The sequence below is a fragment of the Halomonas sp. V046 genome, from assembly GCF_052645355.1.
The window spans coordinates 179,437-204,921 of the sequence record NZ_JBQXYF010000009.1 but is presented as its reverse complement, the minus strand read 5'-3'; the positions used below and the strand labels follow the sequence as shown (position 1 = coordinate 204,921).

General features: G+C 64.6%; 23 protein-coding genes. 8 read left to right on the top strand and 15 right to left on the bottom strand.

Annotation, left to right across the window (positions count from 1 at the left end; genetic code table 11):
- Positions 1-22: 22 nt before the first annotated feature.
- Positions 23-1,396, bottom strand: coding sequence for a nucleotide 5'-monophosphate nucleosidase PpnN (gene ppnN / locus ACUN9Y_RS14105; RefSeq protein WP_445461351.1), 1,374 nt, complete (start codon positions 1,394-1,396; stop codon positions 23-25).
- Positions 1,397-1,410: 14 nt separating this feature from the next.
- Positions 1,411-1,701, bottom strand: coding sequence for a hypothetical protein (locus ACUN9Y_RS14100; protein WP_445461350.1), 291 nt, complete (start codon positions 1,699-1,701; stop codon positions 1,411-1,413).
- Between the two features lie 138 nt (positions 1,702-1,839).
- On the opposite strand from ACUN9Y_RS14100, the gene ACUN9Y_RS14095 reads away from it, so the two are divergent.
- Complete coding sequence (locus ACUN9Y_RS14095; RefSeq protein WP_445461349.1) at positions 1,840-2,760, top strand: LysR family transcriptional regulator; 921 nt, start codon at positions 1,840-1,842, stop codon at positions 2,758-2,760.
- Between the two features lie 245 nt (positions 2,761-3,005).
- Here the strand turns inward: ACUN9Y_RS14095 and gcvP are convergent, their stop codons facing one another.
- Both gcvP and gcvH read right to left on the bottom strand, forming a co-directional pair.
- Positions 3,006-5,900 (bottom strand): aminomethyl-transferring glycine dehydrogenase, encoded by a 2,895-nt coding sequence (gene gcvP, locus ACUN9Y_RS14090; RefSeq protein WP_445461348.1) that lies wholly within the window; start codon positions 5,898-5,900, stop codon positions 3,006-3,008.
- 139 nt (positions 5,901-6,039) lie between these two features.
- The gene (gene gcvH / locus ACUN9Y_RS14085) at positions 6,040-6,432 is read right to left on the bottom strand and encodes a glycine cleavage system protein GcvH (protein ID WP_445461347.1); all 393 of its coding nucleotides are present in this window, start codon (positions 6,430-6,432) and stop codon (positions 6,040-6,042) included.
- Between the two features lie 563 nt (positions 6,433-6,995).
- Between gcvH and ACUN9Y_RS14080 the strand changes: the two genes are divergently transcribed.
- Both ACUN9Y_RS14080 and gcvT read left to right on the top strand, forming a co-directional pair.
- A complete protein-coding gene (locus ACUN9Y_RS14080) occupies positions 6,996-8,396 on the top strand; it encodes an alanine/glycine:cation symporter family protein (RefSeq protein WP_445461346.1) in 1,401 nt (466 codons plus the stop codon).
- 78 nt (positions 8,397-8,474) lie between these two features.
- Positions 8,475-9,584, top strand: a complete 1,110-nt coding sequence (gene gcvT, locus ACUN9Y_RS14075) for a glycine cleavage system aminomethyltransferase GcvT (RefSeq protein WP_445461345.1) — start codon at positions 8,475-8,477, stop codon at positions 9,582-9,584.
- A 569-nt stretch (positions 9,585-10,153) separates the two neighbouring features.
- On the opposite strand, the gene ACUN9Y_RS14070 is transcribed toward gcvT, so the two are convergent.
- The 6 genes from ACUN9Y_RS14070 to ACUN9Y_RS14045 all read right to left on the bottom strand — a co-directional run bounded on the left by ACUN9Y_RS14070 (position 10,154) and on the right by ACUN9Y_RS14045 (position 15,542).
- Complete coding sequence (locus ACUN9Y_RS14070) at positions 10,154-10,759, bottom strand: alpha-ketoglutarate-dependent dioxygenase AlkB family protein (protein WP_445461344.1); 606 nt, start codon at positions 10,757-10,759, stop codon at positions 10,154-10,156.
- A 108-nt stretch (positions 10,760-10,867) separates the two neighbouring features.
- Positions 10,868-11,455: a phosphatase PAP2 family protein gene (locus ACUN9Y_RS14065; RefSeq protein ID WP_445461343.1), complete on the bottom strand. Its 588-nt coding sequence runs from the start codon at positions 11,453-11,455 to the stop codon at positions 10,868-10,870.
- A complete protein-coding gene (locus ACUN9Y_RS14060) occupies positions 11,427-12,587 on the bottom strand; it encodes a glycosyltransferase family 4 protein (protein WP_445461342.1) in 1,161 nt (386 codons plus the stop codon). The genes ACUN9Y_RS14065 and ACUN9Y_RS14060 overlap by 29 nt, the downstream gene beginning before the upstream one ends.
- 215 nt (positions 12,588-12,802) lie before the next feature.
- Positions 12,803-13,726 carry a LysM peptidoglycan-binding domain-containing protein gene (locus tag ACUN9Y_RS14055; protein WP_445461341.1) on the bottom strand — a complete coding sequence of 308 codons (924 nt, stop codon included), beginning with the start codon at positions 13,724-13,726 and terminating at the stop codon, positions 12,803-12,805.
- Positions 13,669-14,544, bottom strand: coding sequence for an acetyltransferase (locus ACUN9Y_RS14050; RefSeq protein ID WP_445461340.1), 876 nt, complete (start codon positions 14,542-14,544; stop codon positions 13,669-13,671). Before ACUN9Y_RS14050 ends, ACUN9Y_RS14055 begins: the two co-directional genes overlap by 58 nt.
- A 77-nt stretch (positions 14,545-14,621) precedes the next feature.
- Positions 14,622-15,542: a LysR family transcriptional regulator gene (locus ACUN9Y_RS14045; RefSeq protein WP_445461339.1), complete on the bottom strand. Its 921-nt coding sequence runs from the start codon at positions 15,540-15,542 to the stop codon at positions 14,622-14,624.
- Positions 15,543-15,833: 291 nt separating this feature from the next.
- Between ACUN9Y_RS14045 and ACUN9Y_RS14040 the strand changes: the two genes are divergently transcribed.
- The 3 genes from ACUN9Y_RS14040 (at position 15,834) to ACUN9Y_RS14030 (ending at position 18,908) form a co-directional block, all read left to right on the top strand.
- Positions 15,834-16,535: a CoA transferase subunit A gene (locus ACUN9Y_RS14040; protein WP_445461338.1), complete on the top strand. Its 702-nt coding sequence runs from the start codon at positions 15,834-15,836 to the stop codon at positions 16,533-16,535.
- Between the two features lie 80 nt (positions 16,536-16,615).
- Positions 16,616-17,275 (top strand): CoA transferase subunit B, encoded by a 660-nt coding sequence (locus ACUN9Y_RS14035; protein WP_445461337.1) that lies wholly within the window; start codon positions 16,616-16,618, stop codon positions 17,273-17,275.
- A 364-nt stretch (positions 17,276-17,639) separates the two neighbouring features.
- The gene (locus ACUN9Y_RS14030; protein WP_445461336.1) at positions 17,640-18,908 is read left to right on the top strand and encodes an MFS transporter; all 1,269 of its coding nucleotides are present in this window, start codon (positions 17,640-17,642) and stop codon (positions 18,906-18,908) included.
- Here the strand turns inward: ACUN9Y_RS14030 and ACUN9Y_RS14025 are convergent.
- From ACUN9Y_RS14025 to ACUN9Y_RS14015, 3 genes are all read right to left on the bottom strand, one after another.
- The gene (locus tag ACUN9Y_RS14025; protein ID WP_445461335.1) at positions 18,875-19,666 is read right to left on the bottom strand and encodes a DUF1338 domain-containing protein; all 792 of its coding nucleotides are present in this window, start codon (positions 19,664-19,666) and stop codon (positions 18,875-18,877) included. The two genes, ACUN9Y_RS14030 and ACUN9Y_RS14025, sit on opposite strands and share 34 nt — an antisense overlap.
- Positions 19,667-20,024: 358 nt before the next feature.
- A complete protein-coding gene (locus ACUN9Y_RS14020) occupies positions 20,025-20,294 on the bottom strand; it encodes a GrxA family glutaredoxin (RefSeq protein ID WP_445461334.1) in 270 nt (89 codons plus the stop codon).
- Positions 20,295-20,524: 230 nt separating this feature from the next.
- Positions 20,525-21,346 carry an inositol monophosphatase family protein gene (locus ACUN9Y_RS14015; protein WP_445461333.1) on the bottom strand — a complete coding sequence of 274 codons (822 nt, stop codon included), beginning with the start codon at positions 21,344-21,346 and terminating at the stop codon, positions 20,525-20,527.
- 400 nt (positions 21,347-21,746) lie between these two features.
- Here ACUN9Y_RS14015 and hybE point away from each other — a divergent pair, with 400 nt between their 5' ends.
- A complete protein-coding gene (hybE, locus tag ACUN9Y_RS14010) occupies positions 21,747-22,175 on the top strand; it encodes a [NiFe]-hydrogenase assembly chaperone HybE (RefSeq protein ID WP_445461332.1) in 429 nt (142 codons plus the stop codon).
- 318 nt (positions 22,176-22,493) lie between these two features.
- Positions 22,494-23,261, top strand: a complete 768-nt coding sequence (locus ACUN9Y_RS14005; RefSeq protein WP_445461331.1) for a 3-hydroxybutyrate dehydrogenase — start codon at positions 22,494-22,496, stop codon at positions 23,259-23,261.
- Positions 23,262-23,553: 292 nt separating this feature from the next.
- Here ACUN9Y_RS14005 and ACUN9Y_RS14000 read toward each other — a convergent pair whose 3' ends face one another.
- Both ACUN9Y_RS14000 and ACUN9Y_RS13995 read right to left on the bottom strand, forming a co-directional pair.
- Positions 23,554-24,093, bottom strand: coding sequence for a response regulator transcription factor (locus tag ACUN9Y_RS14000; RefSeq protein WP_445461330.1), 540 nt, complete (start codon positions 24,091-24,093; stop codon positions 23,554-23,556).
- Positions 24,094-24,115: 22 nt separating this feature from the next.
- The gene (locus ACUN9Y_RS13995) at positions 24,116-25,375 is read right to left on the bottom strand and encodes an ATP-binding protein (RefSeq protein WP_445461329.1); all 1,260 of its coding nucleotides are present in this window, start codon (positions 25,373-25,375) and stop codon (positions 24,116-24,118) included.
- Between the last annotated feature and the right edge of the window lie 110 nt (positions 25,376-25,485).

Sequence of the window (25,485 nt, the reverse complement as noted above, 5' to 3'; positions counted from 1 at the left end):
GATTCGGTGACGTCGGGCCTGATTAGGCGGTGTCGCCGCCGAGGGTGTAGCAGGGCACGTAGTCGCCGGCGAGCTTCATGCGGCCCTGGGCGACGAAGGACGTCAGCAGCGCATCGAGCTTGGCCATCAGGTCGGGCTCGGCATGCAGGCGGAAGGGGCCGTGGGCCTCGATGGCGCGGATGCCCTGTTCCTTGACGTTGCCGGCGACAATCCCGGAAAAGGCCCGACGCAGGTTGGCCGCCAGCACGTGCTTGGGCAGTTCACGCTTGAGGTCGAGTCCGGCCATGGCCTCGTGGGTAGGGATGAACGGTTCCTGGAAGTCGCGGGCGACGGTGAGGCGCCAGTTGTAGTAGAAGGCGTCCTGGCGGGCTCGGCGATATTCCGTCACCTTGTCGATGTCGGTGCGCATCAGGCGCGCGACCTCGGTGGGGTCGTCGACGACGATACGGTACAGGCGACGCACGGATTCGCCGAGGGTATAGACCAGGAACTCGTCGATGCGCTCGAAGTATGCGGCGGCGCTGGCGGGACCGGTGAAGATGACCGGTAGCTCCATGTCGGCGTTGTTCGGGTGCAGCAGAATGCCGAGCAGATAGAGGATCTCCTCGGCGGTACCGACGCCGCCGGGGAAGACGATGATGGCGTGGCCCAGGCGCACGAAGGCCTCCAGGCGCTTCTCGATATCCGGCATCACCACCAGTTCGTTGACGATGGGGTTCGGCGCCTCGGCGGCGATGATGCCGGGCTCGGAAACGCCGAGGTAGCGTCCGGGGTAGCGCCGCTGCTTGGCGTGGGCGACGTTGGCGCCCTTCATCGGGCCCTTCATGGCGCCGGGGCCGCATCCGGTGCAGATGTCCAGATCGCGCAGCCCCAGGTGATACCCCACATCCTTGGTGTATTCGTACTCTTCACGGGAGATCGAGTGGCCGCCCCAGCACACCACCAGGCTCGGGTCGCGACTCGGCTTCAGGGTGCCGGCCTTGCGCAGGATATGGAAGACGGCGTTGGTGGTGCCTTCGCCCGTCTCCAGGTCGAAGCGGTTGTGGGTCTGGATCTCGTTGTAGACGTAGACGATGTCACGCAGGACCGACGACAGGTGCTCGCGGATGCCACGAATCATGCGGCCATCGACGAAGGCCTCGGCGGGGGCATTGGTCAACTGAAGACGCACGCCGCGGTCCTGCTGGAGCACTTCGATATCGAAGTCGTGGTACATCTCCATCAGGGCCAGGCCATCGTCCATGGGGTTGCCGGAGTTGAGCACGGCCAGGGCGCAGCGCCTGAGCAGGTCGTGCAGGCCGGTGCGCGACGTATCGCGCAGGCGGTTTACCTCGTGCTGGGAGAGGATCTCAAGGCTGCCTTCCGGCGAAATCGTCGTGGAAATAGTCTCGGGCATCTAAGGCTTCCTTGTCAGGGCGTGCCGGCCTGATGGCAGGCCTGGTCGAAGAGGGTGCGCACGGCGTTCTGGTCGGCATCGCTCATGCTGTCCTGGGCGAAGCACCCCTCTAGCCATTCGTGAAATACGGCATCGAAGTCCGCCGCGCTGACGTCGGCGGGGTCGTAGTCGAGCTGGTCAACCAGCAGCGGAATCTGGGGAATCAGGTAGCCCAGAGGAAACAGGTCGTCGGCGGCGGCTTCGCGCTCCATGGTCAGCAAGGCGTTATTGACGGCGTCGGCGCGTTCGACGATGGGGTCAGACATGGGGCGAAGTTCCTGGTGATTTGGCATCGGTAAAGTCATGGTGTCGATGCTATCACGGGCCGGTTCGGGGCGCAGCGCTGCGGGGCGCAAGCCGAGGTGGTAGACTGTCCGCGCTCGCTTAGCCTTGTGTCCTTGCCCATGTTCAACGCCCAATACTTCCGAACCTTCATCACGCTGGTCGAAACCGGCAGCTTTACGCGTACGGCCCACCGGCTGGAGATGACTCAGCCGGGGGTCAGTCAGCACGTGCGCAAGTTGGAGCAGTATCTGGGTAAACCCTTGCTGGAGCGTCAGGGCCGCCGCATTCGGCTGACCGAGGCGGGGCGCAGGGCCCATGACTATGCCTTGAAACTGTTCGCCGAACATGAGGTGTTTCGCCACTCCCTGGACGACGATAGCCTCGACAGCGGTGAATGTCGGATCGCCTCGCCGGGTTCCATCGGCTTGATGCTGTATCCGTTTATCCTCGGGCAGCAGCAATTGCATACTGGACTCACCGTCAATTATTGCTTTGCTTTCCATCACGAAATCGTCACCGACGTGCTCGCCGGTCGCCATGATGTGGGGATAGTCACCGAGGCGGTCAAGGATTCGGAGCTCGATTGCACGGCGTGGCATCAGGAGCCCTTGAGCCTGGTCGTGCCGGCGGACTTTGCCGGTACCCAGCTCTCTGACTTGCTGGGTCTGGGACTCATCGGGTACTCCGATGGCCTGGACAAGGCCGCGCGTCTGCTGCGAGCCAACTTCCCCGATGACTTCCGCTCGATGACTCAGTTTCCCCGTCAGGGCTTCACCAACGAGGTCAATATGGTGCTCGATGCGGTGGCGCGGGGACTGGGCTTTACGGTGGTGTCGCGCCCGGTGCTGGAGACATCACCGTGGCAGCGCCAGGTGCGTGAACTGAGCCTGTCGCAGCCGCTGGACGAAACCCTGTACCTCATCACTCGGCGTGGCTCGCGCATGCCGAGCCGCTATACCCGCCTGCTCGACGGTTTCCGCGAACAGCGTCATCTGGAGCGCTTTGGGCACCCGGAAGGGCGCCCAGTCGTCGAGGCCTGAGCGCGGGTCGATCCCCGCTGCACGGCCCCTCGTACCGGCGTATCGCGCGACCGCGACTTCGCTGTGCAGCGTCAGGTGTCGGCTCGGCCGACCTGTGCGCGTGCCCCTTGTGTTCTGTCGGCCCGGTGCCGAGGTTGGCAGGCGTAGCATCCTAACCGCCGACACCCCGCCTTGGCGGGGTGTCGGGGACCTTCAACTAGCGCATCACGGCGGCCAGTAGCCGGGTGATGCGCTTGCGTGCGAGCTTAATCGCGGTACTCGTCAATGCTCGGGCAGCTGCAGATCAGCTGGCGGTCGCCCAGCACGTTGTCGACCCGGTTGACCGCCGGCCAGTACTTGGCCGCCTTGACCGCCTCCGACGGGAAGGCGCCTAGCTCGCGGGAGTAGGCTCGGTTCCACTCGCCGTCCATGATGTCGGCCATGGTGTGCGGTGCCTTGACCAGCGGATTGTCGTCGACGCTCCAGTCGCCGTTCTGGACCTTGGCGATCTCCGCGCGAATCGCGATCATGGCGTCGCAGAAGCGGTCCAGCTCGTAGCGGGATTCGGATTCCGTCGGCTCGATCATCAGCGTGCCCGGCACCGGGAACGACATGGTCGGGGCGTGGAAGCCGTAGTCCATCAGGCGCTTGGCGATGTCTTCTTCGCTGATGCCGGAGGCCGCCTTGAGCGGGCGGATATCGATGATGCACTCGTGGGCCACGGTGCCGTTCTCGCCCTTGTAGAGGACCGGGTAGTGGCCATCCAGGCGCCTGGCGATATAGTTGGCGCCGAGAATCGCAAGCTCGGTGGCCTCGCGCAGGCCGCGGGCGCCCATCATCTTGATGTAGGCCCAGGAGATCGGCAGGATCGAGGCGGAGCCGAACGCCGCCGCGGAGACCGCGCCGGAGGCCGCGTCGACGCCGTCCAGCGGCGTCACGACGTGGTTGGACACGTACGGCATCAGGTGCGACTTGACGCCGATGGGGCCCATGCCAGGGCCGCCGCCGCCGTGGGGGATGCAGAAGGTCTTGTGCAGGTTCAAGTGGCTGACGTCGCCGCCGAAATCCCCCGGGCGGGCCAGGCCGACCTGGGCATTCATGTTGGCGCCGTCGATGTAGACCTGGCCGCCGTTGGCGTGAACGATGTCGCAGGCGTCGCGCACGCCGGCCTCGAACACCCCGTGGGTCGACGGGTAGGTCAGCATGATCGCGGACAGCTCGCTGGCATGCTTCTCGGCCTTGGCCTTCAGATCCGCCAGATCGATGTTGCCATCCTCATCGCACTCGACGACCACCACCTTCATGCTGCACATGGCGGCCGATGCCGGGTTGGTGCCGTGGGCGGAACTCGGTATCAGGCACACGTGGCGATCGCCTTCGCCCTGGGCGGCCTGGTAGCGGCGGATGGCGACCAGGCCGGCGTACTCGCCCTGGGCACCCGAGTTGGGCTGCATCGAGATGTGGTCATAGCCGGTGATCTCGACCAGGAAAGCGGCCAGTTCATCGATCATCTGGCGGTAGCCGGCGACCTGATCCTTCGGTGCGAAGGGGTGGATGCGGGCGAACTCCGGCCAGGTGATCGGCATCATCTCGCTGGTGGCGTTGAGCTTCATGGTGCAGGAGCCCAGCGGGATCATGGCGTGGGCCAGCGACAGATCCTTGTTCTCCAGGCGCTTCAAGTAGCGCAGCATTTCGGTCTCGCTGCGGTAGCGCTGGAAGGTCGGGTGGGTCAGGAAGTCGCTCTCGCGCTGGCAAACACGCGGAATGCCGCTGGCCTTGGCCGCAACGGCGGCATCGTCCAGCTCGCGAACGCCGAGGCCATGCTCCTCGCCCAACAGGACGTCGAACAGCGTATCCAGGTCATGAGCGGTGGTGGTCTCGTCCAGGCTGACGCCGACGTCGCCATTGTCGAAGTAGCGCAGATTGACTTCGTGGGTCATGGCACGGCCGTGGATCTTGCCGCGGTCGACGCCGGACAGACGCAGGGTGTCAAACCAGCTGTCGTTGGCCAGGGTCACGCCTTTCTGGGTCAGGCCGGCGGCCAGCAGCGTGGTCAGGCGATGGATGCGCCCGGCGATGGTGCGCAGGCCCTCGGCACCATGATAAACGGCGTAGAAGCCGGCGATGTTGGCCAGCAGTGCCTGGGCAGTACAGATGTTGGAGGTGGCCTTTTCGCGGCGAATGTGCTGCTCGCGCGTCTGCATTGCCATGCGCAGGGCGGTGTTGCCACGCATGTCCTGCGAGACGCCGATGATACGCCCGGGGATGGAGCGCTTGAGCTTGTCGGTGGTGGCGAAGAAGGCGGCGTGGGGGCCGCCGAAGCCCATCGGCACACCGAAGCGCTGGGACGAGCCGACGACCATGTCGGCGCCCATCCGGCCGGGTTCCTTGAGCAGGACCAGGGCCATCAAGTCGGTGGCGACGCAGGTCATGACGCCGCGCTCGCGGGCCGCGTCGATCAGCGGCGCGAGATCGTGGACCCGACCATCGTTGCCGGGGTACTGCAGCAGGGCACCGAAGACGTCGTGTTCGACCAGGCTCTCGGCGGGGGCGGTGACGATCTCATAGCCAAACCAGGCGGCCCGGGTGCGCAGCACGTCCAGCGTCTGCGGAAAGACGTCGTCGGCGACGAAGAAGGCGTTGGACTTGGCCTTCTTGTTGGCGCGCCGGCATAGCGCCATGGCCTCGGCCGCGGCGGTCGCCTCGTCGAGCAGAGAGGCATTGGCCAGCTCCATGCCGGTCAGGTCCATGACCATCTGCTGGAAATTGAGCAGCCCTTCCAGCCGGCCTTGAGAAATCTCTGGCTGGTAGGGAGTGTAAGCGGTGTACCAGCCCGGGTTCTCCAGCACGTTGCGCTGAATGACCGCCGGCAGGTGGGTGTCATAGTAACCCTGGCCAATATAGCTGCGGGCCACGCGGTTCTGGCGGGCCAGGCGATAGAGGTAGTCCAGCGCTTCCGCTTCGGCCTTGGGCGGGTCCAGGTCCAGCTCCCTGTCGAGGCGAATGTTGGCGGGGACGGTCTTGTCGATCAGTGTCTCCACGCTGTCCATCTCAAGCGCCGACAGCATGGCGGCTCGATCGTCGGCATGCGGACCATTGTGGCGTCGAATGAAGGCATCGTGATCGGCCAGTTCGGCCAGACGGCGTGAGTCAAAAGCCATGGAACACCCTGATAGCGTGGCGGGCACGGGGCCCGGTGGATAGAAGAACAACAAGGGACAGGACGGAGGCGGTGCTCGCGGCGCCAGGCGCTGGCGACCGCCTCCTGCGCTCGGACTGCCCGGTGGGCAGCCGGGTGCATCAATCGTCGGCGTCGGCCACGGCCTGGTAGGCGTCGGCGTCGAGCAGCTCGTCGAGCACGTTCTTGTCGTCGAGACGAACCTTCATGATCCAGCCGTCCTCGTAGGGCGACTCGTTGACGGTTTCCGGTGCGTCTTCCAGGGCCTCGTTGACCTCGACGATTTCGCCGTCGATGGGCGCGTAGAGGTCGGAGGCCGCCTTGACCGATTCGATGACGCCGAACTCGTCGCCCTTGGCCAGCTGAGTACCGATCTCGGGCAGGTCGACGAAGACCACGTCACCGAGGGCTTCCTGGGCGTGGTCGGTGATGCCGATGGTCACGGTGCCGTCGCCATTGTCGAGGATCCACTCGTGGCTGGCGGCGTAACGAAGATTGGCGGGAATTGAGCTCATCGCGTTTTCCTATACGAAAAAGGTTTTCCGGTTTGGCGCATGCTAACGCCAAAGGAGTCGTTTGGCGAGTCTCTCGGGGTGGGATTTCGCCCCGAGTCAGGGTGCTTCCTCGATCAGGGTGGAACGATACGGCCTTGTCGTCCAGTGCCAAAGGGGGAGGGGCAGCGCGCGGAGCCGTGGTAGATGCCCTGGCGTACCGCGGCGCGGGGCAGGCGCACCGCCGCGTCACGCGGCTCGCTGTTCTGCGAGCGGTGCGCGGGGGCAGGAAGGCGCCCTTGGCGGCACGACGAAAGAGGGGATTGCCAAGCGCGGGATTGGACCCTAGAGTGCCGAAAGTTTCCGATAGGAAAACTATGGCGAGTTGAGAAAACACAAAGGTGTACGGTAGGCGTAGCGTGGAGTGGCTCTGCTGGTGTGACTTCGGCAGTATCCGCTATCGTTAGCGGGTCCGCGCTGGCGATCTTGCGTTGCCGAAGTGGCTTTGCCATAGGTTCAACCTCTGTGCCTATACCTTGGTCGTAGGCGTCAGTGCATAAAAATAAGCGTTAGATAGGGAGATTTCCGTGGAAACACTCAACAACATCTTCGGCGCCATCAACGGCGTGGTGTGGGGGCCGATCATGCTGGTCCTGCTGCTGGGGGTTGGCATCTATCTCCAGCTAGGGCTCAAGCTGCTGCCGATCCGCAAGCTGGGCATGGGCTTCAAGCTGATGTGGGACGGCCGTGACAAGAAGGCCGTCGCGGGCGAAGCCAAGGCCGACGACGGGGAGATATCCCCTTTCAACGCGCTGATGACGGCGCTGTCGGCCACCATCGGTACGGGTAATATCGCCGGTGTGGCGACGGCCATTGCCCTCGGTGGTCCGGGTGCCGTGTTCTGGATGTGGATCACCGCGCTGGTCGGTATGGCGACCAAGTTCGCCGAGGCGGTGCTGGCGGTGCGCTATCGCGAGACGGATGAGACCGGCTTCCATATCGGTGGCCCGATGTACTACATCAAGAACGGTCTTGGCCGAAAGTGGTTGTGGCTCGGTGGCGCCTTCGCCTTCTTCGGTGCCGTCGCGGCCTTCGGCATCGGCAACACCGTGCAGTCCAATTCCGTGGCCGATGCCCTGGAATCCAGCTTCGGGGTGCCCCACTGGGTCACCGGGGTAGTCATCATGGTGCTGGCCGGCGCCGTTATTCTCGGCGGTATCAAGCGCATCGCCAAGGTGGCGGGCAAGCTGGTACCAGTCATGGGTATCGCCTATATCATCGCCGGGCTGGTGGTGCTGGCATTCAACGCCGACCAGATCGGCGCCGCCTTCGGCAACATCTTCTTCTATGCCTTCAACCCTCATGCGGCCATGGGTGGTTTTGCCGGTGCTGCGGTCATGGCGGCCATTCGCTTTGGCGTGGCGCGGGGCATCTTCTCCAACGAGGCCGGCCTCGGTAGTGCGCCGATCGCCCATGCCGCCGCTCAGACCAAGAACCCGGTGCGTCAGGGCCTGATCGCCATGCTCGGTACCTTTATCGATACCATCATGGTGTGCACCATCACCGCGCTGGTCATTCTCACCGCGCCGATCTGGGAGACCGGCGAAGCGGGTGCCTCCTTGACCGCGCTGTCGTTCGACACCGCACTACCGGGCTTTGGTGAGGCTATTGTCGCCATTGCCCTGGCGGTGTTCGCCTTTACCACCATTCTGGGTTGGTCCTTCTACGGCGAGAAGTGCTTCCAGTTCCTGTTCGGCACGCGTTCCATCATGCTCTACCGGGTGCTGTTCGTGCTGGCGATTCCGCTGGGGGCCATGGCGCAACTGGGCTTCATCTGGCTGATGGCCGATACCTTCAACGCCATGATGGCGATTCCCAACCTGATCGCTCTGGCACTGCTGTCGCCGGTGGTGTTCAAGCTGACCAAGGACTACTTCGACGGCAAGGATATTCTGCCGGGCGAAGAACTCGATCACGATAAATCCTAGGCGTCGTCCTGGCGAGGTGCCCGAATAGGCACCTCGCCGCGCGTGGGACACGCCCAACGAGCCGCGAGTGAAATTGCTATGAGTGACCTCAAGACGACACCGCTTCACGCCCTGCACCAGGAGCTGGGCGCGAAACTGGTTCCCTTTGCCGGCTACGACATGCCGGTCCAGTACCCGCTGGGCGTGAAGAAGGAGCACGAGCACACCCGCGCCTCCTGTGGCCTCTTCGATGTCTCACACATGGCCCAGATTCTGATTCATGGCGACGATGCCCTGACGGCCCTGGAAACTCTCGTGCCGTCGGACTTGGTCGGCCTCCCCGAGGGCATGCAACGCTACGGTCTGTTTACCAGCGAAGACGGCGGCATCCTCGATGACCTGATGACCGTCAACGCCGGTGATCACCTGTATCTAGTGGTCAATGCGGCCTGTCGTGAACAGGACCTGGCGCATCTGCGTCGCGGTCTGCCGGATCACGAGGTTGAGATGCTCGATCGTGGGCTACTGGCCTTGCAGGGCCCGAAGGCGGCGTCCGTCATGCAGCGGCTGTGCCCCGAGGCATGCGCGATGGTGTTCATGCAGCACGGACGCTTCGAGATCGACGGCATGCCGGTGTGGATCAGCCGCAGCGGCTATACCGGCGAGGACGGCTTCGAGATATCGGCCGAGGCGGAGCAGACCGACCGCCTGGCACGCTTGCTGCTGGCCCAGGACGAGGTTGAGGCGATTGGCCTTGGCGCCCGGGATTCGCTGCGCCTGGAAGCCGGGCTCTGCCTGTATGGCCACGATATCGACACCACGACCACCGCGGTGGAAGCCGGGTTGATCTGGGCCATCGGCAAGCCACGCCGCCGCGGCGGTGAGCGTGCCGGTGGCTTTCCCGGTGCGGATGTCATCCTGCATCAGATCGAGGTCAAGGATCACCAACGCAAGCGTATTGGGCTGCTCGGCGAAGGCCGTGCTCCGGTGCGTGAGGGAGCAGAGCTCTACAGCGAGGACGATCTTCACCTGGGCAGCGTCACGTCCGGTGGTTTCGGGCCGAGTGTCGGCAAGCCGGTGGCCATGGGGTATGTGGCTATCGATCATGCCGACATCGGCACCACCGTCTACGCCGAGGTGCGCGGCAAGCGCCTGCCGATGACGGTGACCAAGATGCCGGTGGTGGCGCCCGGGTATTACCGGGGCTGAGGCAAGGATCCGGCGGTGGACGCGGGCGGATGACCGTCAGCGTCCCGGGACATGATCGTTATACCGTTATCTTATGGCCTTTGATTGAGTTGGCCTTTGATTGAGTTGGCCTTTGATTGAGTTGGCGCTTGATTGAGTTGGCCTCTGATTGAGTTGGCCTCTGATTGGGTTGGCCTCTGATTGGGTTGGCGCTTGATTGAGATGGCGCTTGATTGAGTTGGCGCGATGCCTTGGCATCGCGCCATTTTTTTACTCGGCGGATGGCCATCACCGCCCTGGGGCATGCCATTGGTACCCGCATCAAACGCGGCCCGGTGGCGCTGGCGCGGTGCCTTGGCATCGCGTTATTCGTGCACTTGGACGGGCCTTTGCGCCCCCGTCTCTGCCCCTCCCACGGCTGTGTGGCGGTGTGGCAGGCGGTGCCTGCGCGGGCGGTCCGACACGTCGGAACGGGCGTCGATCCCGGGGCGCGGGAGACGGGAGTGGCGCCAAGGGCGAGGGGCGCCGACGCCACGTTCGTTGCATGGGGCCGGTGTCACGGGCGTAGCGGCCGGAACACGCCGGGCCGTTCATTGGAGCCAGCGAAAGGTCAGGTTGAGGCGTTCGCCCTCGATCTTGCGTGGCAGAAGGGCGTGTTCGAGGCGCTCCTGGACACCGGCGCCCATCAGCAGCAGGCTGCCATGTTCCAGCCAGACGTTGAAGGCCGAGGCAGAACGGTCCTTGAAGCGAAAGCGTAGCGGGCGAGGCACTCCCAAGGTGACCGCCGCAATGCAAGGGGTGGGGCCGAGCTGTGGCTCGTCGTCGCTGTGCCAGCCCATTCGGTCGGTACCGTCGCGATAGCGATTGAGCAGGACGCTGTTGAAGCGCCAGGTGCCAGCCTGTGAGGCGAGGGACCGCTCCAGGTGGTCGCGTAGTTGACGGACACTGGGATGCCAGGGCGTCGGTGTGAAGGTCTTGCCGGAGTAGCGGTAAGCGCTATCGCCCATCCATACCTGTTGGCGAGGGATCGGGTGCTCGCGACCGTACAGGCGCAGCCGGGGCTGGTGCCAGGGGAGTGCGCGCGTCAACTCGGCCAGCAACCGATCGGCCTCGTCGGCCGCGAGAAAATCCGGGGCATAGTCGATGGCGGGTACGCCGAGCACCCGGCTGGTGTTCGCTCCAAGAGGGTGACTCATGGCCCCAGAATGCCATGGCGCGCCCGTCGAGGAAAAGGTGGGGCGGCTGCTTGAGATAGCCCCCGGCTCCCGGCTCCGGCCGCCGGCGCAGCTCGCGACTGGCCAGGCCTAGCCGGCGACCGTGGTGGCCAACGTCTGCACGGGCAGCGGTGTGCTGGACATGTGCAGACTCAGCACGGCGAAGCCGTAGCCCAAGGCAGCGCCGGCGGCGACGTCGGTGATGTAATGCAGGCCGAGCCCGACCCGTGAGATGGCGATCAGGACGACTATTGGCACGAGCCAGACCAGCAGGCCCGGGGTGTGGGCCGCCACCAGGACGCAGAACATGACCGCGTGCATGGTGTGGCCGCTGGGGAAGCTGTAGCGGTCCCTGGCGGGTTCGTTGCACAGTATGCAACCGTCGAAGGTAATGAAGGGCCGCTCGCGGCACAGGCGCGTCTTGACCAGCTTGTATACCGCGATCGCCACGAGGGCCGTCAGGCTGTACTCGATCATCAGGCGCAATCCGAGGTCGCGGCCGTGCAGCGCTGGCTGGGCCGCGATCACGGCGACCCACAGCGGCCAGTCGCCGAGTTTGCTGGCGATCTTCAGCGTCGACAGCCACGGACGATGAATGCTCAAGCCGGCCATGCGCTGGCAAAGTTGCCACTCGATCAGATCGAGGCGATCAAACACTTGCGGGATTCGTGAGGCCATGACGAGACTCCCTGGCGGTTTGGTGAGCGTCGAGAAAGGTCTGGGCGATGACCGGCCAGCGGTAGGTGAGGGCCCTCTCTCGTGCGGCACGCCCGAGGCGGGCATAGCGGGCCTGCTCACCGGAGAGTCGAGCGGCGGATTCCCGGAAGGCTGAGGCGTCATCGGCGTCGATGCTGATACCGTTACGGTCGTGGCTGATCAGCTCGGCGCCCGCGGCGTGGCGATAGGCCACCACCGCAAGGCCGCTGGCCATGGCTTCCAGGACCACGTTGCCCCAGGTCTCGGACAGCGACGGGAAGACGAAGAGGTCGGCACTTGCGTAGTGCACTTGAAGATCCGCCTTGTCGATGAAACCGGTGAACAGGGCATCGGGCAGGGCCTTCTGCAGGTTGGCCTTGCCAGGGCCATCGCCGACGATGACGATGCGCAGATCTGGCCGTGCCTCCTGCATGTCATGGAAGGTATCGCGCAACAACGACAGGTTCTTTTCCGGTGCCAGGCGGCCGACGTAGAGTGCGACCGGTTGATGGGGCCCCACGCCCCAGCGATCGCGCAGGGCTTGATCACGCTTGTCCGGAGTGAACTGGTCACCTTCGATGCCGCGCGCCATCACGCTCACCCGTTCGAATCCCTTGGCGGTAAGGTCCTTGGCTTGTTGATGGGTCGGCACCAGGGTCGCCGCGCAGCGATTGTGGAATCGGCGTAGGCGCTGGCGCACCAGCGGGGCCATCCAGGCGACGCCGTAGTCGCTGCAGTAGTGATCGAAGTTGGTGTGCCAGCCACTGACCACGGGAATGCCCAGGCGCTCGGCGGCGCGCAGGGCGGACCAGCCGAGGGGGCCTTCCGTCGCCACGTAGACGGCGTCGGGCCGCGTGGTCTGCCATTGGCGCCGCATGAGCCGCCCGGCGGGCATGCCAATGCGCACTTCCTTGTAGCCGGGAATAGACAAGCCGCGGACGCGGAGTTCCGTGGCCATGCCGTCGGCGGCGGGTGCCGAGGCCGCGGCGGGCCTAGGGCGGACAAGGTCCAGGGTCACGCCGCGAGCGAGGAGCTCTTGGCTGATGCGGCCCAGCGTATGGGCGACGCCGTTGATATCCGGCGACCAGGTTTCGCTGACCAGACAGATGCGCATGGGGATCCTCATCCTGTCCGGGCCCGAGTGGCCCGCTCATCCTCAGGATAGGCCCGGTGGATGACAAGCCTGGGTCAGAAGGGTGAACGGGCTGTGACGTCGGGAGCGCAGACGACTCATCGATAGCCCCGGCCGGCAGCGGCGACGGGGCTCGTTCACCGTCGCCATGCTGAGATGATGTCATCGCGTCGACCCCAGGGAGAAGGGCGACGCCGTCAGCGAAGGATGCTGTCCGGATCGACCGGCTTGCCCCCATGGCGCATGTCGAACAGCAGGTCGTAGCGCCCGGTGCTGGCATGTTTGCCGACTTCGCACAGCGGCGTGCCGGTGGTGACCTCCTGTCCGCTCTTGACCAGCAAGGTGTCACATAGGGCGTAGACGCTTTGCAGGTTGTCTGCGTGGTGGACGATGACCACCTGCCCGAGCTGGCGCATGCTGTCGGCGAAGCGTACCTCGCCGTCGGCGACCGCCTTGGCGCGAGCGCCCTCGTCGGTGGCCAGCAGCATCGGCTGCAGGGTGCCGCGCCCGTCGGCCCCGTAACGGCGCACCACCCGATAGTCATCCAGCGGCCAGGGCCAGCCGCGGGCGCGGGACGGCACCTTGCCCGGGTCGGGCAGTCGGACCGAAGGGGCCGGGGCGGTGGCCGACGACGAGCGCGAGGCGGCCGTGGAGGTGCCGGAGAGCGGGACCTGGATCAGTTGGCCGACTTTCAGGTTCGTGGCCGAGACACCGGCATTGGCCGATTGGATGCGACGCGGACTGGCACCGAAGCGTCGGCCGATGGCGCTGAAGGTGTCACCGGGGCGGACCTGGTAGCGGTAGGGGCCACCGGAGGGCGCACGTTCCTGGCGGCTGGGCACCAGGATACGCTGACCCACGGCCAGGCGACGCGAATCGGTGCCCGGGTTGAAGCGCTCGAGTCGCACCAGCGGGACGCCGGCCCGGCGAGCGATATCACCGAGGGTATCGCCTCGCTGCACGGTGACCCAGCCGCCCGCGATGCTGGTGGTGCCCACGGAGGCCGCGCGAGGACTCGTCGCGTTTCCGGGAGTACCAGCGCAGCCGACGAGCAGAAGGCTGACTACCAGCGGTGTGAGGAGAGCGAGGCATCCTTTTCTAGCCACAGCGCGTTGAGCCATGTGTGGAAGCGTTCCTTGTAGTTCGAATCGTCATGATACTGGCCGGCTAGCATCCAGTCGGGGATGGTCAGGCAGCGGGCGTCGAGGCGAATGCTGCCCTCGCGTCCGCAGAGGAAAGCCCAGAAGCTGGGGCGCGGCGATTGGTAGTCGATGGTGACGTCGATGATGCCGCCGAGGCGGTCGCCGAGCAGTCCCATGACCTGGGCGATGCCGCCTGCCTTGGGCCGCAGGAGGTTGGTAAACGGGCTCTGGCGGGCTGCCTGCTTCTGTGGGGTGAAGCGGGTCCCTTCGACGAAGTTGATGATGGCGATGGGCAGGTCCCTGGCGCGCTTGCACATGCGCTCGGTGGCGAGCCGATCGCGCTTTGCGAGCTTCGGGTGGCGTGCCAGCTGTTCCTTGGTGTAGCGGCGCATGAAGGGGAATTCGAGCGCCCACCAGGCCATGCCGACGACCGGCACCCAGATCAATTGCTGCTTGAGAAAGAAGCGTGGCATGGGAATGCGTCGATGGACCGCCATGAACAGCAGGAAGATGTCGGTCCAGCTCTTGTGGTTGGAGATGACCAGCCACCAGGTGTCGGGATGAATCTCGTCGGGCACATCGAAGGCGACGTCCGGACGTACCCAGTGCTTGATCCACCACAGGTTGAAGCCGATCCAGTTCAGCGCGACGGCGTTCAGGCCGGCGAGTACCTTGCGCTCCAGCGCGCGGCCTGGCACCACAAGCTTGAGCAGGGTCAAGACCAGCAGTGGCAGAGTCCAGAATAGGGTGTTCAAAATGAGCAGCAGGACGCTGATCAGGCCCTTCAGGGTCGACATGCCTTGGCTCCTTGCACGGTAAGGCTTACGCAGCGCAATGCTAATGGATTCCGTGGCGGCTGCCCAATTTTGTGCGCCTAGCGCGCGGCCTCGTCTTGGTCTGCGAGCAGCCCCGGCGGTGACACGTGCTCGACGAGCACGTCGACCAGGGCTCGTGCGGCCACCGACAGCTCGTGGGGTGTCCAGGTGATCACCCCGACGTTGCGCTCGATGACCGGATCCGTCAGCGGCAGGCAGACGGCACCGGTTTCCTGCATCTGGCGAATGCACAGCGACGGCACGGCGCTGACGCCGAGGCCGCTGGCGACCATGCGCCCGACGCTTGCCAACTGGTGCGTTTCGAAGGCGACCTTGAGGCCGACATGCCGCGGGCCCAGCTGTTGTTCGAGCAACCGGCGGACCATGGAAGGACGCTGCAAGGCAACGAAATCCCGGGACATGAGGGTGTCCCAATCGAGGGCCGGATGCTGGGCCAACGGCGAATCGGCAGGGACCACCGCCACGAAACGATCGCTGAACAGTGGGGTGAAGGTCAGGCTGCCGGTCGCCTCGGGCTCGAAGACGATGCCCATCTCGACCTGGCGTTGGCGCACCATGTCGATGACCTGTTCGTTGATGACATCGTGTACCGTGACGTTGATGCGCGGATGTCGGCGGCGAAAGACCATCAGCGCCTGGGGCAACAGGTTGCCGGCGAACGAAGGCATGGCGGCCAGTGACAGGCGCCCTAGTTGCAGGGTGAAGCGCTGGCGCAGCACTTCCTCGGTGCTGTCCCAGTCGGCGAGCAGGCGCTTGGCCAGCGGCACCAGGGTCTCGCCTTCCGGGGTCAGGCGCACGCTGCGTGTCGTGCGGATAAGCAGGCGCCCGCCCAGGCTCTCTTCGAGCCCTTTGATCGCCAGGCTCAGCGCGGGTTGCGAAAGGTGAAGGTATTCGCAGGCCTGGGTGAAGCTCAGGGTCCGGGCGACAGCCAGAAAGGCGCGTAGCTGCTTGACGGTCATCACATGCTACCAAGGTCAAATTTATAGGTAGAATAAAACAATCCATAAATAAAACAAACTTAACAAATATATAGTGCCGGGCAACACTGGCTTCAGTCTGATGAAACCCTCCGGTGAGGCCGATTCTGCCGCCCACCTGGCTGGCACGGGCATGGCGCTTGCCGAGCGAGATGCGGCGCGTCAGCGAGGGCCGATACGGGGTAGCGAGGGCGGTCCTTCGTCGTCTTTGCCTACACTCTTCATCGATAGACGAGTCATCCACAGATTTCACCCACAGATGAGGCGCCTCACATGGCCGGATTCGACAAGCGCGTATATTCCTACGAAGAGGCAATGGACGGCATCGAGAGCGGTATGACGGTGCTGGCCGGAGGCTTCGGTCTCTGCGGTATTCCCGAGAACCTGATCGCCGAGATCAAGCGTCGCGGGGTCAAGGACCTGACCGTGGTATCCAACAACTGTGGCGTCGACGGTTTTGGTCTTGGTGTGTTGCTTGAAGACCGCCAGATCGCCAAGATCCTGGCGTCCTATGTCGGCGAGAACGCCATGTTCGAGCGCCAGATGCTCGATGGCGAAATCGAGGTGCAGCTGACGCCCCAGGGCACCCTGGCCGAAAAGATGCGTGCCGGCGGCGCCGGTATCCCCGCCTTCTTCACGGCCACGGGTTACGGCACACCCATCGGCGAGGGCAAGGAAGTCCGTGAGTTCAATGGTCGCCCGCACATCCTCGAAGAGGCGATCACCGGAGACTTCGCCATCGTCAAGGGCTGGAAGGCCGACCGCTACGGCAACGTCATCTATCGCAAGACGGCGCGTAATTTCAACCCGATGGTCGCCACCGCGGGCCGCATCACGGTGGTCGAGGTGGAGGAAATCGTCGAGCCGGGTGAGCTGGAGCCGGACCAGATCCATACGCCTGGCATCTATGTCGACCGGGTCATTCAGGGCACCTTCGAGAAGCGGATCGAGAAGCGTACCGTGCGCGAGGGCTGACAGCCGCCGCCTGGCGCCGGCCCTGTCGACGCGGCTCAACACGGCTATGACTTCTCCACTGAACATCAAGAGGCATCAAGATGGCACTCACTCGTGAACAAATGGCGCAGCGCGTCGCCCGCGAACTCGAAGACGGCTTCTACGTCAATCTCGGCATTGGTATTCCGACCCTGGTGGCGAACTACGTGCCCGATGGCATCGACGTCATGCTGCAGTCCGAGAACGGCCTGCTGGGCATGGGCCAATTTCCCACCGAAGACGAGGTGGATGCCGACATGATCAATGCCGGCAAGCAGACCGTCACCAGTCGTCCCGGCTCGGCAATCTTTTCCTCGGCGGACTCCTTCGCCATGATTCGTGGCGGGCACGTGGACCTGACCGTGCTCGGTGCCTTCGAGGTCGATCAGAACGGCAACATCGCCTCGTGGATGATTCCCGGCAAGCTGATCAAGGGCATGGGCGGCGCCATGGACCTGGTGGCCGGTGCCGACAACATCATCTGCACCATGACCCACGCCTCCAAGGATGGCACCTCGAAGCTGCTGGAGCAGTGTTCGCTGCCGCTGACGGGGGCGGGGTGCATCAATCGGGTACTGACCGATCTTGCCTACCTGGAGATCGAGAACGGTTCGTTCGTGCTCAAGGAGCGCGCGCCGGGCGTCAGCGTCGAGGAAATCCAGGAGAAGACGGCGGGCAAGCTGATCGTGCCGGATCACGTCCCCGAAATGACCTTCGAGTGATGACCGGACGGTGGCGGCGCCCCGTCACACGACAGTAGTCCTGGATCGTCGGCGGGCCGGCTTGCTCGCTCGGTCCCCGAGGGATGACTCCTACGGCCCGGCTCGTCCGGGCCGTCCTGCGTCTGAAGGGGCGTGGCTGTCGAATTTATGACCATCTTGAGTCCGATCCCCTTGTGCCGCTGCCCGCAGCCGTTAAAACGCTATGATGCACAGCCTTATCCACAGAAATTGTGGATGAACGTTTCCAAAGAGGGATGGCGATTTGACGGCCAGCGACTACAATGCCGCCGCATCGCTGGCGCTTGCCTGATCCGCGCATCGCGGCGCGGCCATCGCTTCTTCTCATCGTTCAGAGGGTTGTCTCGTGCGTAGTTTGCCGGCCACCCTGCCGATCCTGTTCCTGTGTGAAATCTGCTTTCTGCTTGGCCACGGCCTGATCATGACCTTGCTCGGGGTCAGAATGTCGCTGGAAGGCTTTCCGTCGCAGATGGCGGGGCTGTTGATGTCGAGTTTTTCGCTGGGCTTCGTGTTTGGCAGCTATTGGCTGGAGAAACGCATCAGAAGCGTCGGGCACATCCGCGTGTTCGCCGCCTGTGCCGCGTCTCTCGCGGTGACGGCGATGCTCCATGGCTTGTGGGTCAACCCCTGGGCCTGGCTGGTGTGGCGATTGCTTGGCGGCGGCGCGACGGCAGGCCTGTTGATGGTGATGGAGTCGTGGGTCTCGGGCGAGTCGACCAACGATAATCGCGGCCGGGTGCTCGGCTGGTACATGGTCATCTCGACGATGTCCCTGGCGGGGGGCCAGTGGATGCTCAACCTGGCCGATCCGGGAGGGCAGGTGCTGTTCTCGGTGGTCGGTATGCTCTTTGCGCTATCGCTGGTACCGCTGTCGATTCATCGCATCCACGGACCGAGCCGGCACCATGATATTCAGCCGCGCAAGATTCGCCTGTCGACGCTGTATCGGCGGGCGCCGGTGGGGCTCGTCGGTGCCTTCACGGGCGGACTGATGGTTCAGGCGTTCTTCGCCATGACACCCTACTACGGCCAGGAAATCGGCCTGACGACGGGGCAGACCGCGCGCTTCATGGCCATCACGACCCTGGTGGCGCTGGTGGCTCAGTGGGGGCTCGGTCGGGTATCGGACCGGCTCGATCGGCGCCGGGTGATCCTTTGGATGGCGGTGGTGATGACCCTGACTGGAGGCATCATGTCGGCCATGGCGGATGCTCGTTTCGGCGTCCTGTTGGTGCTGGCCTGCGCCCATACCGCGATGTTGCACACGCTGTATTCCTTGAGTCTGGCGCACACCAACGATTGGCTCGATCCGGAAGAAGTCGTCGCGGCCAATGCCAAGCTGATGATGTGGTATGGCATCGGGTCGGTGATCGGCCCCTTCAGCGCTTCACTGGTGATGCAGGCAGCCGGGCCTGACGGGCTGTGGCTGTTCCTGGGCGCGGCCGCCCTGGCGCTGGCGGTTTTCGTGTGGCTGCGGCTGTGCGGTGACCGGCGCAGTGAAGGTGTCGCGCAGGAGCCCTTCGTCGCGGTGCCGGTGATGGAGACGCCTCACTTCACCGAACTGGATCCGCGGCTGGAACCTCAGCAGCTCGAGCTATCCTTCGACGATGAATGACAGGAGACTTCGCAGCGGGTGTGATGCGGTAGCAGCAGGGCTGCGCTGCGTTCGGGGCCGGTGTCGAGCTGTTTTTGCACCAGGCTCAATCCGCCAAGGCAGACGCGGTGCTCGTCGCCATCGGCGAAGGCCAGCCGTCGCGAACAGGTGGGGTAGTAGCGATGTTCGACCAGCGCCGACACCGGGAAGATGCCGGCGTCGCTCTTGGCCTGACCCAGGCCAAGGTCGGAGAGCGAGGCGTGAAGCTGGGCAACCGGGCTCCCCAGGCGGTCGCAGTCAAAGCCGACATGGTGGACCCGAGGCCCCATGATGGCTAGCCAGGCGGCCAGCGGGTGGGCGCTCATGAGGAGCTCGTAAGTGCGCCAGTCGGGCATTGGCCAGGGACGACCGGCGCCGATGGCTGGCGCCCCGGTGGCGCTGCCTTGGCCGATGAGCGAGACCAGCGCATCCCGGGGGGCGCGGGACAGCCGCGTGGTCTGGAGCTCGATCAGTATCAGGTAAGCGCCATCGTTGGGCGGGGCGAGGAGGGTAACAAGCAAGCCGCGATCTGCCATCGCGTAGCGCTCGACGTCGGTGTAGCCCAGGTCGATGAACTGCGCGGTCATCGAGTCCATGTTCCAGGGCGACTGGCTGACGGTCACCAGGGAAAAGAATTCCAGCGGCGCATCCACCGGCCACAGGCGCAGCGCACCTACGTCGGGATGGTGGTGAATGTAGTCCAGCCAGAGTTGCTGGACGAAGCGCTCCTGCTCGCTCATTTTTCGTCCCTTTGTGCTTGCCGTGTCGATGCTCGGAGTCTGAGTATAGGCGCGCCAGAGACACGCTCTTTCAACGAGGCGACGACGGTCTGCAGGGAACTCGTAGGCGAAGATATCACCTACATAAACTTAAGCGATATCGTACAAAACTAGCCGGTGATGGCGCCTTTATATTACACGCTGGCCGGCTCCCAAGGGCAGCGTTGTGGGCACGAGCTGCGTGGCCGGGCCTGTGGCACGCCCGGGGTGGCCCTCGCCGGGTGTCGGCTCCACCATTGCAACGCACAACGGCCGCCCCAGGGGGCGGCCGTTGTGATAGAGACGCTGGGCAGTGTTCCCTTGAGAGGGTGAACAGGCGTCAGGGCGCGACCGTTTCCAGGGCATTGTCGCGCACGTACTGGTCGAATTCGGTGAAGCCGCCGACGTGGGTCTGGCCGACGAAGATCTGGGGCACGGTGGTGACCGGCTTGCCGATGGTCTTTTCCATATCGGCTTTGGTGATGCCCTCTTCATGGATGTCGACGTAGCGGTAGCCCTCGATGCTGCCGGCGTCGCTCAAGTTATTGGCAAGCTCCTTGGCGCGGACGCAGAACGGGCAGCCGGGACGGCCGAAGATGACGACGAACATGGAGTCTCCTTGCATCCAGGGATGCATCGGTGAAGGGGAAGGTGGAATCGGCGCATTGTGAACGATTCCACGCTCCTTGGCTAATAGTCCCCTGTGGTCACGCCGATCGACGTTGGCTATCGCGGTCCCTGGGGCGCGGTGCTTGGGGCGCGGTGCTTGGGGCGCGGTGCCTGGGGGCGACGCGGGCGATGTTGCCCGCGCCTCGGCGTGGCCGGCCCGCGCTGCGACGATCAAAGATCGGATAGTTCGCCCGCATCGGCCTGGCGGAGCAGGTTGCCGAGCTCGTCATGAATGTCGGGCGTCGTGACCAGCAGGTTCTCGCCGTACAGGTCTTCGGGCAGGCCACAGGGGCGGATGTACAGGTGCCCGGTGCGCGCGCCTGCCTCGGCGGCGATCAACCAGCCGGCGGCAAAGTCCCAGGGCGAGACGCTCTCGTAGTAAGCGTCCAGGCGCCCACAGGCCACATCGCACAGGTCGAGTGCCGCAGCACCATTGCGGCGGATGTCGCGGCAGCGGCTGAGCACGGCAGTGAGTCGGCGCATCAGTGGCGGGCGGCTATCGCGGCGATAGGGGAAACCGGTGGCGACCAGGCTGTTGGCCAACTCGTCGGTGCCGCTGGGGCGGATCGGCTTGCCGTTGAGCAAGGCACCTTGGCCCTTCGCGGCGGTGAAGGTTTCCTCGAGGAAGGGGGCATGGACCACGCCGATCTGAGTCACGCCATCCTGGACGAAGGCGATGGACACCGCCACATGGCGCAGGCCATGAGCGAAGTTGACCGTGCCATCGATGGGGTCCACCACCCACAGCGCGCCGCCCTGCTCCACGGCATCGCGATCGGGCGCCAGCTCTTCACTAAGGCGGTCTTCGTCGGGGAAGGCGGCGTCAAGGCGCTCGCAAATCAGCTTGTCGACCGCCACGTCGGTGTCGGTGACCAGTTCCTGCCCTTCCTTGAAGTGGTGCTGCAGGTCGTCGGACTCTCGCGCCGCCAGGATCATCTGGCCGGCGGCCTTGGCGATGTCGATGGCGATCTCGAGACGTTGCTCGGGGGACATGGCGTTCTCCTGTCGTGGCGAGCTTGCGGTGGGGCGACCGTATCGGCGTCGATGCCGCATGGCTCGAATGCCGATGGGATTCGATGGTGTTGCGATGCTACCACCACCGGCATTGCGCTGCAGCGTAGAGAGCGATCGAGCACGGTGATCAATGAGCAGGGGGCGGGGCAGCCGTGGCTCGGGGAAGGCTGCGCAGCGAAGCCGCGCAGGATACCCATGACGCGGGGCAGACCCATTGGGATCAAAGGGTGGCCAGGAGAGCTGTCAGGAGAGCGGCGAGGAATGCCATCGGGAGCGAGTTCGGGCGAGCAGGCTAGCGCCGCGCAATCCGTGCGTCGGGTCACTGACCGATACCTCGGCGTCGGGCTACACTGAGCGGATTTCTTCGCGAGGACACCGCATGAGCGCGCTACCCCCTGAGCTTTACCGGCGGCTCGCCGGCCTGGCCGATGCCTGGCAGGCGCGACACTGGCGTGAGCTGAAGCGTGAGACAGGCGTTAATCCCCGACTCACGGTGGATGCGTTGTGTTTTACACCTTGCCCGCAACGTCCAGGCTGGGTGGTCGGCGCCTGGCTGACACCGAAGTGTCTGTCGCTGGCCATGGTCGGCGAGAGCGTCTCGGCCCACGACGAGGACTCGGTGATGCTGTCGCTGCCGAGTGGACGCTACCGGCTTCGGCGTGAAGCGGTGTCTGTCGATGACAGCGTCTGGCTATGTCCGCTGCTCGAGGACTTGCGCGATCTCGAGGGCCACGACGACGCCTGTCGGCTGGCGCAGCGATTGATGGCGAGCGTCATGGCCGAGCCCGGACAGACGCCGGTGGGCTAGCGAGCGCTTTCAAAGAGCGCAGGCGGCGGTGCGCTTTCAAGGAGCGCAGGCGGCGGTGCGCTTTCAAGGCGTACAGGCGGCGGTGTGTCTGTCGAGCGTGAATCGCGGCTGGCGTGGGCCTTGCGTTGATGGTGTGCCTGGGTCAATCGACACGCCGTGCTTGGCTCGGGGTCATGGCATTGCCTATGCTGGTGGCCTGTTCGTGGGCAGGCTAATGGGCTCTGTCGTCATCTACGGGCCGCTTGTGGCCTGGCCAACCTCGCTTGAGGCACCGGCGGTCTACGCGGGTGTCTTAACCGGATGTAAAAGGAGTGTTGCATGTCTCGAGCCATTACCCCCCGAGTCGCCGTTGTCACCGGCACCAGCAGTGGCATCGGCGCCGCCGTCGTGGCGCACTTTTGCCAGCAGGGTCACCAGGTGCTCGCGGTGGACTTCAATCCCGACGGTCGCGAAGTCGCCGAAGCGGCGGGGGCGGTATTCTACCAGGCCGACCTGACCGATGCGGATGCCTGCCGTAGCGCTGTCGCCGAAGCGGTCTCTCGTTTTGGTGGTGTCGATATACTGGTCAATAACGCCGGTATCCAGCATGTCGCTTCCATCGAGGACTTCCCCGAGGCCAAGTGGCGACAGATCATCGACCTGATGCTGACGGCGCCTTTTCTGTTGACTCAGGCGGCGTGGCCGTCGATGCGCGAAAAGGGGTGGGGCCGGATCGTCAACATTGCCTCGGTGCATGCCCAGGTCGCGTCACCGGGCAAGGCCGCCTACATCAGCGCCAAGCACGGGTTGATCGGCTTGACCAAGACCGCCGCGCTGGAAGGTGGCGCCCAGGGCATCACCGCCAACGCGCTCTGTCCGGCCTACGTCAAGACGCCGCTGGTGGACAATCAGATCGCCGATCAGGCCAAGTTGCATGGCATGGAAGAGCAGGAGGTCATCGAGCAGATCATGCTCAAGAATGCGGCGGTAAAGCGCTTGATCGATCCCGCCGAGGTCGCCGAACTGGTGGCGTATCTGACCTCGGATGCCGCCGGTGCGGTCACCGGGTCGAGTTGGAACATCGATCTCGGCTGGACCGCCCAGTAGCGTCATCGGCTGGCCGCCGAGCTTGGCATCAGGGCCCTGACACGAGACCGGCAAAGCCCCTGCCGGCGGTGAACGGATGACAGGGGCGCGGGGCGCGGGGCTCGTGCCGGGGTTTCTCGTTCCAGGGCTTACTCGTTCCGGGCTTTCTCGTTCCGGGGCCTTCTCGTTCCGGGCTTTCTCGTTCCGGGGCCTTCTCGTTCCGGGCTTACTCGTTCCGGCGTCTTCTCGCGCGCAGGGGAAGGCGCCGAACGCGGAGAATAAGAGGGGCGTTGCAGCTTGCTGCGTCAGGCTATTATCGCCGCACCGGACGCTTTTGCAGTTTGCGCTGCAAGGTTCGGCGGTGCATGCCGAGGGCGCGTGCCGTGGCAGAAATGTTGCCGTCGTGCTCCTGCAGGACCTTCTGGATGTGCTCCCAGGTCAGGCGGTTGATCGACGGGGGGTTATCGGCGACTTCCGCCTCCGGGTCGCCTTCGCGCTTCTCCAGCGAGGCCAGCACTTCATCGGCATCCACCGGCTTGCACAAGTAGTTGACCGCTCCCAGCTTGATCGCCTCCACGGCGGTGGCAATGCTCGAATAACCGGTCAGGACAACGATGCGACAGTTCGGCGCGACGTCAAGCAACTCCGGCAGGAGCTTGAGCCCGGACTCGTTCTCGAGCTTCAGGTCCAGGGTTGCGATCTCGGGCTGATGGCGTCGCGCCAGTTCCAGTGCCTGGGGGCCATCGTGGGCCACCGCCACGTCGTGGCCGCGGCGCTGCATGGCGCGTTCGAGCACGTGGCAGAACACGTCGTCGTCATCGATGATCAGTAGCCGTTGTGCGCTGTCTTGCATGATGTCCTCGTGGGGTGAGTGCTCAGCTCGCGCGGGGCAGGGTGACTTCTGTCAGGGTACCGCCGTCGGAGTGATTGTACAGGCTCACGCCGCCGCCGAAGCGATTGATGGTGGCGTGGGTCAGAAACAGGCCGATGCCGAGCCCCTTGCTCTTGGTCGAGACGAAGGTGTCGCCGAGTTGGTCGGCGATGGACATGGGGATGCCGGGACCATGATCGCGGATATCGATCACCACCTGCTCGGGGGTCCAGTCGAGACTGATCTCGACGTCATCTGGCCGGGCATCGGCGGCATTGTTGAGCAGGTTCGTCAGCGCCTGATCCAGGGTCGTGTCCACCGCTATGTCGGGGCGGCCACGGCGTTTGGTCACGTTGAGTCGGTGAGTGACGTCGGGGCGCAGGACCAACCAGCGGTCGATTACGGCTTTCAGCCAGGCTTCGGCATCATGTACTTCGGGCTCGGCCATGCGTCGCCGATCGGCGTTCTCCACCAGATGGCGAAGACGCGATTTGCAGGTGTCGACCTGGTCGCGCAACAGACGAATGTCCTTGCCCAGCGGGCTGTCATCGGCGACCTCCTCCTTCATCTCCGACAGCAGTACCGCCATGGTCGACAAGGGCGTACCCAGTTCGTGGGCGGTGCCGGCGGCCTGGGTGGCAACGGCCAGTACCTGTTCGCTGCGCAGGGCCGTTTCGCGGGTGCGTGACAGCGCCTGGTCACGGTAGCGCAGGGCATGGGCCATCTTGTAGATGAAGAAGGTCACGAGCCCTGCCGAGAGGAAGAAGTTGAGCCACATGCCGAGGACGTGGAGGTTGACGCTGGAGGCGTAGTGGGAGCCGAGTTGGGGCACCGGGTGGTAGACCACCATCAGGACGCTGTAAGCGCTCATGGCGGTCGCGGCCAGAATCCAGGCATAGCGCCATGGCAGCGTCGCGGCGGCGATGGTCACCGGGACGAGATAGTAGGTAATGAAGGGGTTGGTGGCGCCACCGGTGAAGTAGAACAGCAACGACAGGCCGGCGACGTCAAGCATCAGGTGAAGCAGGTACTCCTGGTGGCTGACGTCCCGGGGACGGCCGAGCCGCCACCAGGTCGCGATGTTGATCAGCCCCATGGCGACAATCACGGCGATGACCGCAGGCACGTCCAGGGCGAAACCGAGCAGTTCGATCCCGACCACGATGGCAATCAGAAAACCGGTCCAGGTGATACCGCGAACGAAGGTCAGTCGGACCAGATTGCGGTTGGGCGTCGACAGCGGTAGAGGCAGGGCGGCAGGCATGGTTTCTCCCTTCAGCGAGGCCGACATGATAGCGCATTGTGCTCGACGACGTCCCCCCGGCGCGGCCGGTGACGGCGCGCCGCGGACGACGAGGCCGCCAGCGTCGCTGC

Coding starts and splice junctions, on each gene's coding strand:
- ppnN (WP_445461351.1), bottom strand. CDS start 1,396: ATGCCCGAGACTATTTCCACGACGATTTCGCCGGAAGGCAGCCTTGAG.
- ACUN9Y_RS14100 (WP_445461350.1), bottom strand. CDS start 1,701: ATGTCTGACCCCATCGTCGAACGCGCCGACGCCGTCAATAACGCCTTG.
- ACUN9Y_RS14095 (WP_445461349.1), top strand. CDS start 1,840: ATGTTCAACGCCCAATACTTCCGAACCTTCATCACGCTGGTCGAAACC.
- gcvP (WP_445461348.1), bottom strand. CDS start 5,900: ATGGCTTTTGACTCACGCCGTCTGGCCGAACTGGCCGATCACGATGCC.
- gcvH (WP_445461347.1), bottom strand. CDS start 6,432: ATGAGCTCAATTCCCGCCAATCTTCGTTACGCCGCCAGCCACGAGTGG.
- gcvT (WP_445461345.1), top strand. CDS start 8,475: ATGAGTGACCTCAAGACGACACCGCTTCACGCCCTGCACCAGGAGCTG.
- ACUN9Y_RS14070 (WP_445461344.1), bottom strand. CDS start 10,759: ATGAGTCACCCTCTTGGAGCGAACACCAGCCGGGTGCTCGGCGTACCC.
- ACUN9Y_RS14065 (WP_445461343.1), bottom strand. CDS start 11,455: ATGGCCTCACGAATCCCGCAAGTGTTTGATCGCCTCGATCTGATCGAG.
- ACUN9Y_RS14060 (WP_445461342.1), bottom strand. CDS start 12,587: ATGCGCATCTGTCTGGTCAGCGAAACCTGGTCGCCGGATATCAACGGC.
- ACUN9Y_RS14055 (WP_445461341.1), bottom strand. CDS start 13,726: ATGGCTCAACGCGCTGTGGCTAGAAAAGGATGCCTCGCTCTCCTCACA.
- ACUN9Y_RS14050 (WP_445461340.1), bottom strand. CDS start 14,544: ATGTCGACCCTGAAGGGCCTGATCAGCGTCCTGCTGCTCATTTTGAAC.
- ACUN9Y_RS14045 (WP_445461339.1), bottom strand. CDS start 15,542: ATGACCGTCAAGCAGCTACGCGCCTTTCTGGCTGTCGCCCGGACCCTG.
- ACUN9Y_RS14040 (WP_445461338.1), top strand. CDS start 15,834: ATGGCCGGATTCGACAAGCGCGTATATTCCTACGAAGAGGCAATGGAC.
- ACUN9Y_RS14035 (WP_445461337.1), top strand. CDS start 16,616: ATGGCACTCACTCGTGAACAAATGGCGCAGCGCGTCGCCCGCGAACTC.
- ACUN9Y_RS14025 (WP_445461335.1), bottom strand. CDS start 19,666: ATGAGCGAGCAGGAGCGCTTCGTCCAGCAACTCTGGCTGGACTACATT.
- ACUN9Y_RS14020 (WP_445461334.1), bottom strand. CDS start 20,294: ATGTTCGTCGTCATCTTCGGCCGTCCCGGCTGCCCGTTCTGCGTCCGC.
- ACUN9Y_RS14015 (WP_445461333.1), bottom strand. CDS start 21,346: ATGTCCCCCGAGCAACGTCTCGAGATCGCCATCGACATCGCCAAGGCC.
- hybE (WP_445461332.1), top strand. CDS start 21,747: ATGAGCGCGCTACCCCCTGAGCTTTACCGGCGGCTCGCCGGCCTGGCC.
- ACUN9Y_RS14005 (WP_445461331.1), top strand. CDS start 22,494: ATGTCTCGAGCCATTACCCCCCGAGTCGCCGTTGTCACCGGCACCAGC.
- ACUN9Y_RS14000 (WP_445461330.1), bottom strand. CDS start 24,093: ATGCAAGACAGCGCACAACGGCTACTGATCATCGATGACGACGACGTG.
- ACUN9Y_RS13995 (WP_445461329.1), bottom strand. CDS start 25,375: ATGCCTGCCGCCCTGCCTCTACCGCTGTCGACGCCCAACCGCAATCTG.